The 13,021-nt window shown below is 38.8% G+C and carries 13 protein-coding genes; 1 reads left to right on the top strand and 12 read right to left on the bottom strand.

Annotated elements, in window-relative coordinates; translation table 11 throughout:
* Nucleotides 1-173 precede the first annotated feature (173 nt).
* The 5 genes from acpP to opp3b form a co-directional block, all read right to left on the bottom strand.
* The gene (gene acpP / locus HMPREF3103_RS04840) at nt 174-416 is read right to left on the bottom strand and encodes an acyl carrier protein (RefSeq protein WP_049554341.1); all 243 of its coding nucleotides are present in this window, start codon (nt 414-416) and stop codon (nt 174-176) included.
* A gap of 180 nt (nt 417-596) precedes the next feature.
* Entirely contained in the window at nt 597-1,490 is an 894-nt protein-coding gene (locus HMPREF3103_RS04835; RefSeq protein WP_070437746.1) for an ABC transporter ATP-binding protein, read from the bottom strand.
* Entirely contained in the window at nt 1,483-2,529 is a 1,047-nt protein-coding gene (locus HMPREF3103_RS04830) for an ABC transporter ATP-binding protein (RefSeq protein ID WP_070437738.1), read from the bottom strand. The genes HMPREF3103_RS04835 and HMPREF3103_RS04830 overlap by 8 nt, the downstream gene beginning before the upstream one ends.
* A gap of 10 nt (nt 2,530-2,539) precedes the next feature.
* Complete coding sequence (locus HMPREF3103_RS04825; RefSeq protein WP_049554338.1) at nt 2,540-3,532, bottom strand: ABC transporter permease; 993 nt, start codon at nt 3,530-3,532, stop codon at nt 2,540-2,542.
* A complete protein-coding gene (opp3b, locus tag HMPREF3103_RS04820) occupies nt 3,532-4,476 on the bottom strand; it encodes an oligopeptide ABC transporter permease (protein ID WP_070437735.1) in 945 nt (314 codons plus the stop codon). The genes HMPREF3103_RS04825 and opp3b overlap by 1 nt, the downstream gene beginning before the upstream one ends.
* A 147-nt stretch (nt 4,477-4,623) precedes the next feature.
* Between opp3b and HMPREF3103_RS04815 the strand changes: the two genes are divergently transcribed.
* Nucleotides 4,624-4,941: a hypothetical protein gene (locus HMPREF3103_RS04815; protein WP_070437732.1), complete on the top strand. Its 318-nt coding sequence runs from the start codon at nt 4,624-4,626 to the stop codon at nt 4,939-4,941.
* Nucleotides 4,942-4,981: 40 nt separating this feature from the next.
* Here the strand turns inward: HMPREF3103_RS04815 and HMPREF3103_RS04810 are convergent, their stop codons facing one another.
* The 7 genes from HMPREF3103_RS04810 to HMPREF3103_RS04780 all read right to left on the bottom strand — a co-directional run bounded on the left by HMPREF3103_RS04810 (nt 4,982) and on the right by HMPREF3103_RS04780 (nt 13,005).
* On the bottom strand, nt 4,982-5,281 hold the full coding sequence (locus tag HMPREF3103_RS04810) for a YlbG family protein (RefSeq protein WP_005607343.1): 300 nt from the start codon (nt 5,279-5,281) through the stop codon (nt 4,982-4,984).
* Between the two features lie 12 nt (nt 5,282-5,293).
* Nucleotides 5,294-6,508, bottom strand: a complete 1,215-nt coding sequence (locus HMPREF3103_RS04805) for an FtsW/RodA/SpoVE family cell cycle protein (RefSeq protein WP_246826959.1) — start codon at nt 6,506-6,508, stop codon at nt 5,294-5,296.
* A 12-nt stretch (nt 6,509-6,520) separates the two neighbouring features.
* Complete coding sequence (locus HMPREF3103_RS04800; RefSeq protein ID WP_070437729.1) at nt 6,521-6,793, bottom strand: DUF1507 family protein; 273 nt, start codon at nt 6,791-6,793, stop codon at nt 6,521-6,523.
* A 708-nt stretch (nt 6,794-7,501) separates the two neighbouring features.
* A complete protein-coding gene (locus HMPREF3103_RS04795; RefSeq protein ID WP_070437726.1) occupies nt 7,502-9,697 on the bottom strand; it encodes a Tex family protein in 2,196 nt (731 codons plus the stop codon).
* A gap of 130 nt (nt 9,698-9,827) precedes the next feature.
* Complete coding sequence (locus HMPREF3103_RS04790; protein ID WP_070437723.1) at nt 9,828-11,291, bottom strand: NCS2 family permease; 1,464 nt, start codon at nt 11,289-11,291, stop codon at nt 9,828-9,830.
* 281 nt (nt 11,292-11,572) lie between these two features.
* A complete protein-coding gene (locus tag HMPREF3103_RS04785) occupies nt 11,573-12,667 on the bottom strand; it encodes a site-specific integrase (protein ID WP_070437720.1) in 1,095 nt (364 codons plus the stop codon).
* Between the two features lie 131 nt (nt 12,668-12,798).
* On the bottom strand, nt 12,799-13,005 hold the full coding sequence (locus HMPREF3103_RS04780; protein ID WP_070437717.1) for a hypothetical protein: 207 nt from the start codon (nt 13,003-13,005) through the stop codon (nt 12,799-12,801).
* Between the last annotated feature and the right edge of the window lie 16 nt (nt 13,006-13,021).

The following is a 13,021-nucleotide window of genomic DNA, read 5'->3' as shown; positions in this document are numbered from 1 at the left end:
TTCTCATTATTTTTTTATTATTTTTTCATTTATTTTTAATTATAAAAACCGCACCACTTCAACATTTTGTACACATTATGTAGAAATTGTCTTTAATTTGTGAACATCATGAATATTTTATTTCTTTGTTAATAAAAAAAGATGGTAGAAAAATCTACCATCCTTTTTGAATATTAAGCTTGATGTTCAGTGATATAATTCACTGCGTCTCCAATTGTTGTGATGTTTTCTGCATCTTCATCAGAAATTTGAATTCCAAATTCATCTTCTAATTCCATAACTAATTCCACGACATCTAGTGAATCTGCGCCTAAGTCTTGTTGGAATGTCATGCCTTCCGTTACGGTTGAAGCGTCAACGCTAAAACGGTTTGCAATCAATTGAGCTACTTTATCAAAAACTACTTGATTTGACATAACTTTCTCTCCCTTCTCATTAAGGTTTCCTAGGAGGAAATGCAATCAAATCCTCAAACCTTATTCATCCGCATTTGAAAGCGGACTATCTATTAATTCAGATAGTACTGTTATTTTACAGAATTCTACCAAAAATGTCTATAGCTTCCATAAAAAGTACGATTTTCCTCTATTTCTTCATTATCTTAAAACGAAATGACCAGGTTCCACTTCTTGCAGAGTAGCATTCTCATCGAAATCTTCACCTTTATAAACAATCCGCTTGCGATTTTTCTCTTCACGAGGATCTGGAAGAGGAATAGCAGATAGCAAACTCTTCGTATAAGCGTGTTGTGGATTCGTATAGACACATTCTGCAGAGCCCATTTCTACAATACGGCCACGATACATGACAGCAATCCGGTCACTAATATATTTCACCATGGATAAATCATGAGCAATAAAGAGATAAGTGAGTCCTTTTTCTTTCTGGAGTTTCTTTAGCAAATTCACAATTTGTGCTTGAATCGAAACGTCTAGTGCAGAAATTGCCTCATCACAAACGATGAATTTTGGATTTAAGGCGAGCGCCCTGGCAATCCCGATTCGTTGACGTTGACCTCCTGAAAATTCATGCGGATAACGGTTGGCATGTTCTCGGTTGAGCCCCACTGTTTCTAGCAACTCATCGACCATTTGGTTTCGTTCTTCTATTGTTGAAGCCAAATGATGAATATCAATACCTTCTGCAATAATATCACGCACCTTCATCCGGCTATCTAGTGAAGCATAAGGATCTTGGAAAATCATCTGCGCTTCTTTTCGAAACTCAAGAAGTTCCTTCCCTTTGGTTAGTGTCGCAATATCTTTCCCTTCAAAAAGGATTTCCCCATCTGTCGGTTGGTATAGGCGTAAAAGTGCTCTTCCTGTTGTTGATTTTCCAGAACCTGATTCTCCTACTAACCCGAAAGTTTCCCCTTCGTATATATCAAAGGAAATATCATCAATGGCTTTTACGACATTTTTCTTTGTTCCAAAATACTGCTTTAAATGTTTCACTTCAACCAGTTTCTTCTTTTCAGTTGTATTAGTCATTAGACGCACCTCCTTCTCCAAAAAAGATTTTACGTCTTCTCAAAATCTCCTCAGGCACTTCTACTTTTGGCGCACGTGGGTCCAGTAGCCAAGTAGCTGCAAAATGCGTCTTAGACACTTGGAACATAGGCGGTTCTTTTACGCGGTCGATTTCAAGCGCCACATCGCTACGAAGAGCAAATGCATCTCCCTTAGGTGGATCTAATAAATCTGGTGGTGAGCCTGGAATCGCATATAAGGTATCTCCTGTATGTAAAGTCGGCATCGAACGAAGGAGCCCCCATGTATAAGGATGTTGAGGATTATAGAAAACTTCATCAGAAGTTCCGACTTCAACAACTTTACCTGCATACATCACGGCAACACGGTCTGCGACATTTGCCACAACCCCAAGATCATGCGTAATAAAGATGATGGCCATTTGGAATTTACATTGCAATTCTTTTAATAGCTCTAAAATTTGTGCTTGAATCGTCACATCTAAAGCCGTTGTTGGTTCATCGGCAATTAAAATATCAGGATTACATGCTAGTGCAATCGCAATCACAATCCGTTGACGCTGACCGCCAGAGAATTGGTGAGGATAGTGCTTCATCCGTTCTTTTGGATTTGGAATTCCTACAAGCTCTAGTAATTCTTCTGCACGTTTATAGGCTTCTTCTTTTGAAGCTTTTTCGTGTTTAATAATCACTTCTGCAATTTGTAGTCCAATTTTCATGGTTGGATTCAAAGAGGTCATTGGATCTTGGAAGATCATCGCAATCTCTTTCCCGCGAATGGATTGCATTTCACGTTCGCTTTTTTCTAAGAGATTCTCTCCTTTAAATAGAATAGATCCTTCTTTAACCATCGCATTGTTCGACAACAATTGCATTACACTTTTAGCAGTCACACTTTTTCCAGATCCTGATTCTCCCACTAAAGCAAGAGTTTCCCCTTTTTGTAGATTAAGATTAACTCCACGAATCGCTTGTACTTCTCCTGCGAAAGTTTTGAAGTGGATTCGTAAGTTTTCAATAGATAAAATTGTTTCGCTCATTCGAATCCTCCTAATCTTTCATTTTCGGGTCAAATGCATCTCGAAGTCCGTCTGCTAATAAGTTAAAGCTAATCATTAAGACACAGAGGACTCCTGATGGGAACCACATTAAGTTTGGATAAATACGGAATGTTTTATATCCTCCATTAATCAGCGAACCGAGTGAAGCATCCGGAACTGGAATCCCAATTCCTAAGAAGCTTAAGAAGGCTTCAAAGAAGATTGCTGAAGGAATTGAAAACATGGTTTGAATAATAATCAAGCCTGCCATATTCGGTAGTAAATGCTTAAAGGCAATTTTCCAAAAACTTTGTCCTAAAGAACGAGAAGCTAAAATATATTCAAGATTTTTTAATTTTAATGTTTGCGCACGGACAACACGAGCCATTGTTACCCAACTCGTAAACCCAATCGCAACGATAATCGAAACGAGGCCTGGTTTCATCACTAATAACATTAAAACAAGAATAATTAAGTTTGGAATTGCTGAAATAATTTCTAAGAATCGTTGCATAACGGTATCTACCCGTCCTCCAAACCATCCAGAAATAATTCCGTAAGTCACTCCGATAGTAATATCAAACAAAGCAGCAGCAAAGGCGATAATTAATGAAGTTTGTGTCCCATATAAAACACGTGAAAATAAATCTCTTCCTAAATTATCTGTCCCAAAATAGAAGTTGACTCCTTCAGGAACTCCTTGTTGCGCATACACATCTACACCATTTCGAAGACCACTAAAGAGTCCAGGAATACGAGCAGGTAAATTCGCAAATTGCGCATTTTGTTCGAGAGGATCAAACGGAGCAATCACTGGAGCCAAGATGGCTAGCAAAATAATCGCTAGTACGATGACTAGAGAAAATACCGCTCCCTTATTTTTCGTTAATCGTCTCCAAGAGTCTTGTAAAAAGTTTAAAGACGGAGAAGCGATTTTTTCTCGGTCAGCCGTATGACTCAAATCTACTCTTTGGAATAAGTCTTTTTCAGATACTTCTGCCATTATACTCCCCCTCCTTCATCTGTAATACGAATACGAGGATCAATCCAAGCGTATAGTAAATCGACAATTAAAATCACAAAAACGAGTAATGTTGAATACAACATCGTTACACCCATAATCGTTGGATAGTCATTCGTTAAAATGGACTTCACGAATTGCTCACCGATACCAGGGATAGAGAAAATATTTTCAATAACCATTGACCCTGTCATCAATCCTACGAGCATCGGTCCAAGAATCGTCACGAGTGGAATAATCGCATTTCTAAAACCATGTCGAAATGCCACTTCCAAACGACTTAATCCTTTTGCTTTAGCAAGTTCAATATAATCCGAATGCAACACTTCTACCATTTCCGTTCTTACAAAACGAGCTGAATCGGCAATCGGTGAAATCGAAAGCGCTAGTGTCGGTAAAATTGAGGAAACAAAACCTTGATTCCATAAAGCAATTGGGAAAATAGGGAATATCACCCCAAACAACAATTGTAAAACGACAGCGAACACGAAACTTGGAACAGAACGTCCGATAATCGCAAAGAACGTCGCTAGAGTATCTACCCAAGTATTTTGTCTCATGGCTGCCACCATCCCTAAGAGAGAACCCACAATCGTTCCAAAGATTAGCGCTTGGAATCCGAGTTGGAAAGAAGGTCCTACCCTAGAGAAAATCAAATTCGCTACCGTCGAATTATATTGGAAAGATTGTCCAAAATCTAAACGGAATAGACCCGTAATATAAATCCAGTATTGAACGAATACGGGTTTATCTAAACCATACTTCGCATTCATAATTTCGAGTTGAGCCTGCGTTAGTTGCTCCTCATTTGCGTATGGAGACCCCGGCAATAGTTTCATTAAAAAGAACGTAATTGTCGCAATTAAAAATAGTGTTAAAAACATGTAAAAAACACGTTTTGCGATATATTTAAGATAGTTTTTCAACCTTACACCTCCATTATTTATCTTCTAATTCTGTTTCATCATACTATCTAAAGAATTAAAGTTTCAACTAATTAGTTTCACAAAAGAAATTGCGCTTTTTTAAATGTTCTGGTACATTGTAGAGAATCAATGAAAAGGAGCAACTTTATGAAATTTGATTTTAAACAAATCGGAATCTTTTCCGGTAGCATCATTCTTCTTTGTGCACTATTAGTGAGCGTCACCAGTGGCTTCTCCTTTCTACACTTTAGCAACGCTTTATTTATGTGCGCTTTAGTTTTCTTAATGCTAGGCCTCTTCGCCTACTTAAGTCGTACAGATTTTTTGAAATCATTCTCTCGTCGTCTCTCTTCTGAAACAGAAGGAAAAAAATGGATTGTTTTCTCCTATTCTTCTGTCATTCTTTTTCTGGTAGTGGCTACTGTTTTAGGGGCGCTATCCATCTTTATCGGCCTCTTTTTATAAATGACAAAAATCCGTGTACAAAGTGAGTACACGGATTTTTCTATAATCTCTCTGAAGCTTTTTGTTCAGCTTTCTCTTTTTCAATTTCTTCTCTTAATTCAGGAAGAATCTGAGTGAAATCCATTCGAATTTCTTTTCGAAGAGAAGGCTCAACTTTACGAACAAAATGGAAATTAGATAAACGTTCCATCACACTTTCTACTTCATCTTTGTTCACATATAAGTAGATATATTTCAAACGCTTTGAAATATAATGAATATTTCCAAATCGCTTCAATTGTTTAATTGGTTTCAATGTATACAACCAAACAACGAGTGCTTGTCTTTCTTGTTGTTCCATTCTTTCTCCCTTCTACATCGCTTTTAATTCTATTGGTTGTTGTTCTTCTTCTGGAGTCGCTTCTTCTTTTGGAGGAGTTGGTTCTTTTTGTTTTTGATCATTTCGAATAGCCCAAAGCACAAAGCCCACCCCTACACTAGAAGCTAGGAAGCTAGAGCCTCCATAACTGATAAGTGGCAGTGGAACCCCTGTTAACGGTGCAAATCCGACTAGCGCCCCGATATTAATTCCGGATTGAATTAAAAATAAAATCGCTACTCCATAACATAAGTATTTTGCAAACAGGCTTCTACACTTGTTTCCTTTATAGATCATCGCAATAATGAACCCTACAATGGCCAGCATCAAGACGAAAATAACAACAAACCCAAGTTCTTCCCCAACAATAGCCAAGATAAAGTCCGTATGAGCTTCTGGAAGGAACCCCGTTTTTTGAACAGAATTTGATAAACCTGTTCCAAACCAATTTCCTCTAGATAATCCTAGAAACCCTTGAATGGATTGATATCCAGAACCTGTTGCATCCGACCACGGATTATGAAAAGATGTAAAACGACTGACTTGATAGGCTTTTAGTCTGATTTTTTCAAAAACAGACGAATCTAAATACGTAATTCCATATAGAAGCGCAAAAACTGCACCCCAGGAAGCTAATGCACGATTAGAAACACCCGTCATTAACCCTAGTAAAAGGGCCACTGCAACAACAATTATCCCCGTCCCTAAATCGGGTTGAAGCATAATCATTCCAAAAAGGAAGATAGTGACAGCAGCTGGGACTAAATAGAATCTCCAATCTCGTTTACTTCTTTCATTCTTACTATATAAATAAGCAGAAATCCAAATTACAAATAGTTTTACTAATTCTGACGGTTGCAAATTAAACACTTTTAAGTTAATCCAACTCTTTGCCCCATTTATTCCTTTCGTGAATAATACGACAACCAGTAGTATAAAAATGACCCCAAAAGTAGCGCCCATCACTTTTTCGCTCTTCATCCATTTCTCTGGAAGAATGGAAATTCCTAGCGCCAATAGCACCCCAAGGACGATATATAAGAGCTGTTTTACCATAAAAGCTTCGGAGTTTCCTTGATTGACTAAAGCATAATAACTACTTGCGCTATAGACCATAACTAGTCCAAATACAGAAAGTAATACATATAACCCCATAATTAGCGGATCTACTTTTAGGAGGCGTTTCATTTTTTCATGAAAATTTAACACGAGAGTCCTCCTCTACTTTTGGTACGTTTCTTCATAGATTTGGGTATACATATCATTTAAAGCATACTCCAAATCCGCCATAATTTTATGTCCTTCATTTGCATGGATTAAATCCATCGCTACAGCAAATTCTACTTGTTTTGATAAACCGAATAATTGTGTGTCGATAATCTCTTCGAAAGCAGGGCATTTCGCCAAGCAAAGATGTGTTTTTTGTTTTGAAATCAGTTGATAGATTTGTTTTGCATTTTCTTTCAACTGAACTAAAGCAGGATTTTGAGTCATCTCACATTCCCCTTTCCGTTATGCATATACTATTCTAGTATACTTGCATCTATAAAAAAATACCACTAATGCAAGTGGAATTTACTGAAAATTTAGAGTTCGCTGTGATGGACTGATGATTCCTCTTCGCCTAACGGATTGCTTCATCATCACTGTAACGTTGCACCGGTTCGAGCCACTAAGTCTCTCACCTTTAAATCCTCAAACAAGGCGTATGAAATAAATTTCTACGCCCTGTAATTCGCTTTAATACATATCACGTTACTGTGATTATAGAATCCGTTAGTCTTTGCGGAATCATCTTTATACAGCAAATTATTTTTTGTATTCTACTTTTTAGTAGTTTTTCTGTGCAAGTAACTAAAAGAGAATTCTATCTTTCCATCTAGCTAAAACTGTGCTAGTACTAACTCTTATTTATGGTTGTACAGAAAATCTTTTATGGAGCTCTTACTAGGAATTGCCATACACGCTTCCTTTCCACTAAGGCTTCTCTATGACGAAAACAAAAAAAGCTATTACGAAGTTCTGCTCGGAATCTATAGTAGCAACAATAGCGAGTGTAACTGATGTGAATTAGGGACTCTAGGGGTTTCCCGTAGAGTCCCTTTGAGGCTCAGTAGTGAGTGAGACTAAAAAGCTCACCCCGGTACAGCTATTGTCGCTACTATGAAGAGTTCCGTCAGAACAGAGTAATAGCTTATCTACTTATTTATTTTCCGGTCCGATCATAGAGAGGCCGACACGACCTTTTTTGAGGTCAAGCTCCGTCACCCACACTGTTACGATATCTCCAACCGCAACGACATCACTTGGATGTTTCACGAAGCCTTTTTTCAATTTCGAAATATGCACAAGACCGTCTTGTTTCACACCAATATCGACGAATGCGCCGAAGTCCACTACGTTACGAACGGTTCCTTCGAGTTCCATTCCCACTTGTAAGTCTTCCATCTTCAAGACATCGCTTCGTAAGATTGGGCCTGCGACTTCCTCACGTGGGTCACGTCCTGGTTTCAATAATCCATCCATCACTAATTCCAGTGTTTCTTGTCCGATGCCAAATTCTTCTTTTAATTCTTTAGTATTAAGGCCTTTAAGAGCTTCTTCTAACTCTGGTGAACCCAACGCTAATTTTTCGGCATTGGCTTTTTTCAAAATGGCTTTAGCGACATCATAAGACTCTGGGTGAATGTCGGTACCGTCAAATGGGTTTGTTCCATCGATGATTCGCAAGAACCCAACGGCTTGCTCGTAAGCTTTTGGCCCTAAGCGAGGTACTTTCTTCAATTGCGTACGGTTTGTGAACTTGCCGTTTTCGTCACGGAAAGTGACCATGTTTGCTGCGGTTGTTTTCGTTAATCCTGCAATGTGCTCTAAGAGAGCGGCACTAGCCGTATTCACATTTACCCCAACCTTGTTCACGGCTGTTTCAACAACAAAGTCTAACTGCTCATCTAGTTGTTTTTCCGGAACGTCGTGTTGGTATTGTCCAACCCCAACAGCTTTTGGATCGATTTTTACAAGTTCTGCAAGTGGGTCTTGCAAACGACGAGCGATGCTAACTGCTGAACGCTCTTCAACTTGGTAATCAGGAAATTCTTGACGGGCTATATCGCTGGCAGAATAAACTGACGCTCCTGCTTCGCTGACGATGGTGTAAACAACTTTGCGTGGGATTTGTTTTAATTGCTCTGCCACAAATTGTTCAGACTCACGGCTAGCCGTTCCGTTTCCAATTGCCACAAGTGTCACGCCATATTGTTCCACGATGCGACGGAATTGTCCGCCTGCTTGAGCGCGTTTGGCTTCTGAAGCTCCTACGTGAGGGTAAATCACAGACTTACCAAGTACTTTTCCTGTTTCGTCGATTACCGCTAATTTACATCCTGTACGGTATGCTGGGTCGAGTCCTAAGATGACTTGGCCTTTCATTGGCGCTTGTAATAATAGATTCTTCAAATTCTCCCCGAAAATGGCAATCGCTTGCGTTTGCGCCTTTTCACTTAATTCATTACGGATTTCGCGTTCGATAGCTGGTCCGATGAATCGTTTGTAGCTTTCTTCAATCGCGCCTTCAACAATCGCAGCTGACGGCGAAGAAGGATTTTTGATTTTCTCTTCTTTAATCTTTGTAAGAGGGTTTGTCACGTCGACTTCAATCGTCACGCGGACTACATCTTCTTTTTCTGCACGGTTAAGGGCAAGCACACGGTGAGGAACGATGGATTTCACTGGCTCTTCGTAGTCATAGTACATTTCGTAGACTTTCTTCTCGTCGAGCTCTTCCTTCTTCACGACAGACTTCACGATTCCGTTCTTTTGCGTAAATTGACGTAATTGTTTACGGTATTTCGCTTCATCGGAAATCCATTCAGCGATAATTTCTACGGCACCGTTAATTGCATCTTCGACCGTTAGAATCGCTTTTTCTTCATTGATAAAGGTTGCTGCTTTTTCCTCTACAGAATCCTTTGTCGTCATGAGTAACCATAATGCAAATGGCTCTAATCCGGCTTCTTTAGCAATCGTTGCCTTTGTGCGGCGTTTTTGTTTATACGGACGATAAATATCTTCCAACGCTGTTAACGTTGTCGCCTTGCTTAACGCAGCCGTAATCTCTGGCGTGAGTTTGCCTTGCTCGTCAATCAGACGGCTAATTTCTTCTTTCCGTTTTTCGAAGTTTTCCAAATACCGTTGGCGCTCTTCGATTTCACGGATTTGCACCTCATCTAAAGAACCGGTTTGGTCTTTACGATAACGTGCAATAAACGGTACGGTGTTGCCATCTTGCAAGAGGCCTAATACCGTATCGATTTGTTTTGGTTTATATTGAGTGAGTTCTGCCTTCACAAGCGCTACGGAACGCTCGTAAGCAGTGATTTCAGTTGTTTGTTCTGTCATAGTCAACTCCCTTTCTGTCTTCTCTATCCTATCATGAAATAAAAGGAAAAGCACCTAAGCAAAAATGCCTAGGTGCCTGATTATGGCTAAAGTTTAAAAAGGTTTGTTCACTTTCAGCTGATTTTGACTCTTATAGAAGAGCTAAAATAATGAAGTTAAGGATGAATAATCCTGTAGCGACCCATAAAATTGGGTGAATGTCTTTTGATTTACCAGTAATGACTTTCACTAAGCAGTAGAAGATGAATCCTGCTGCGATACCGTAAGAGATACTGTAGCAAAGTGCCATGAAGATGCCGGCAAAGAACGCTGGGATCGCTTCGTCCAACTCGTCCCATTTCACATCAGCGAATGAAGAAAGCATCATCACCCCAACGATAATTAACGCTGGTGCTGTCGCTTCTGCAGGAACGATGCCCACGAATGGTGCTAATAAGGTTGATAATAGGAATAGACCTGCTGTTACGACTGCTGTTAAACCAGTACGTCCACCAGCTCCGATTCCGGCTGCACTTTCAACATAGGTTGTAGTGTTAGAAGTCCCAAAGATAGCCCCAATAGAAGTCCCAATCGCATCTGCGAATAAGGCTTTATCCATCTTAGAAGAGAACCCCGAGCCGTTTTCAAGTTGACGTTCGTCTTCTTCAGAGAAGATACCCGTTTTACGACCTGTACCGATGAAGGTTCCAAGCGTGTCAAATGTATCGGATAAGCTGAATGCGAAAATTGTCATTAATACTAATGGTAAGCGCGCTGGATTAGAGAAGAGTTTCACGATTCCTTCTGAACCAAAAGCGGCCATGAATGTTGTGCCTAAATCATTGAACGCTGCTCCAAGAGAGTTGCTTTCAAAGCTGACTTTTGATAAATCGACAACACCCATTGGAATCGCTAAAAGTGTTGTTAACACAATCCCGATAAGGATAGCTCCTCGAACTTTTTTCAATAATAAGAATACGGTGATAATTAAACCAATCACTGCAAGGAGGGCTCCTGGAGACGTGAAGTTTACAAGTGATGGAACAATCCCACCGTTTGAGTTCACGCTGAACACGCCGCCTTTGTATGCTTCTGTTGCGACATTATACGTAACGCCGTTTACTTGAGTAATGGTTTTTGAATCAGAAAGGAATTCTAATAGGTTGGCGTTTTTTAAACCAATATAAGCGATGAAAATCCCAATCCCGCCCCCGATGGCATGTTGCATACTGACCGGAATGGCTTTAATAATCATCTTACGAACTTTTGTTACTGTAATGAAAATGTTGAATAAACCACAAATAAATACCATTGCTAATGCTTCTTGCCAAGTGAATCCAAGGCCAAATACAACTGTAAATGTAAAGAACGCATTCAACCCCATCCCTGGTGCTAATGCGTAAGGAACGTTTGCGAAAAGACCCATCACTAATGTGCTGACAACTGTTGCGATAATCGTTGATAAGAAGACCGCTTGGAATGGCATTCCTGTTTTACTTAGAATGTTCGGATTGACAAAAATAATGTAAGACATCGCGAAAAATGTCGTTAACCCTGCCAAGAATTCAGTAGTTACCGTCGTGCCGTTCTCTTTCAGTTTAAAAAACTTTTCCATTAATTTTCGAACCCCTTTATAAAAGAATGAGTGATGAATTTAGTATACAGAAAATTTAATAGAAAAACAATATAGGTGTCGAACTATTTTAAACATCATTTATTTTATTGTTCGTTATTTTGTTTAACGTATTTATTTTATAGCCTTTATAAGTAAATAGAATTCATGATTTATCGAACATTAAACTACATCATCCATTTTTCTCTATAGTTTTTAAACTATAGAGACAACAAAAAAGAAGCAGCCCAAAGCTACTTCTTTCCTTAAACAGGGCATATATATCAACGTTTATAGAGGTTTTGTTCCGCGTTTGTTCCGTTGGATAAAATCTCTTTTATTTTTTGAGCTTCTGAAACTCTCATCTCATCCAGGATGTGAGAGTAAGTTTTAAGTGTGATATTAGCATCGGAATGGCCAAGCCTTCTGCTGATGGTTAGAAGCTGCACTCCTTGAGAAAGAAGTATGCTCGCATGAGTATGCCGCAGCGCGTGGAATGTAACCATCTTATCGATTTTAGCATGCTTTAGAGCGTGTGTAAGGCTGCGGTTCACTGTGTTATTAGAAACACGTTCAAACACTCTGCTTGAATCTCTAGGCAGCGTGTCTAATATGTCTAATAGTTTACGAGGAACATCAATTATACGATTGGCATTCTTAGTCTTGCCGTCTGTGTAATCATTTGTATACATATAATCAAAGCCTTTTTCGATGTGTATTTCTTCATTCTCAAAGTCTATGCAATCCCACGTTAAACCTAAGCATTCTCCAAAGCGAGCACCAGTATACATGGATGTTAGTATGATGTATCGGCTTGTCATGCTTGTATCAATTCCATCAAGCACTGCTGTCTCTAATCTTCTAAACTCATCTATACTCAAGAACTTCATATTATCTTTTTTAGAATCAAGGCCTTTAACCACAATTCCAACGGTTGGATCTATCAGAATTATTCGAGTTTGGATGGCATGCCTAATGCAAGCCTTAATATATGAGTGATACTTTTTCACTGTCGTTTTAGTTCTAATAGATGAGAGATAGTTAATAAAATGCTGATAATTCTCATGGTTAATATCCTTCAGCATTGGATTGTATTGTTCTTTTAGAACTTTGATAATAGTATCTATTCTTTTCAAGCTTCCTACAGAGATAGTATCGTCTTTGTATAGTTTCTTCCAATGCTGCAGATAATCTGCAAGGTGCATGCGTTCTTTGGCAAAATTCTTACCTTGCAGCATCTCGTTTTCGCGGAGAATGGCAGCATCCTTAGCTTCGGCTTTAGTTTTAAATCCGCTCTTGGAAACTGCTTTCTGTTTTCCGTTATCGTGATAATAGACTTTATAAGCCCATGTTTTGCCACGCTTATAAATACTTGCCATAGTTTACCATCCTTTATATTTATGATAAAATAGGGCATAACAAATAGCCCTTATTTTAGGGTGATTTTTGAACTACGCCACACTGAATCCGCCAAGATTGATAGTGTGGTGTTTTTAATTTTAATTAAACATCACTTTAATCCTAAAAGTTTAAAAATATCAAATGAAGTTTTACGGTATACTTTGTTATATAACGATTTTTTAGGATTTCTAAACAATCCAATACCTTTCTTCCCATATCCTGGAATAACAGCCTTTTTGATTTGTCTCTTCCATTTTGAAGTGGTACGAGCTTTAATCATCTTTTTCAAGCTAGGTGTTCTTAAACCAAATTTCATTAATAACACTCCCTTT

It is taken from the genome of Granulicatella sp. HMSC30F09 (assembly GCF_001806915.1).
GTDB lineage: Bacteria > Bacillota > Bacilli > Lactobacillales > Aerococcaceae > Granulicatella > Granulicatella adiacens.
This window is presented reverse-complemented; position numbering and strand designations above follow the sequence as displayed.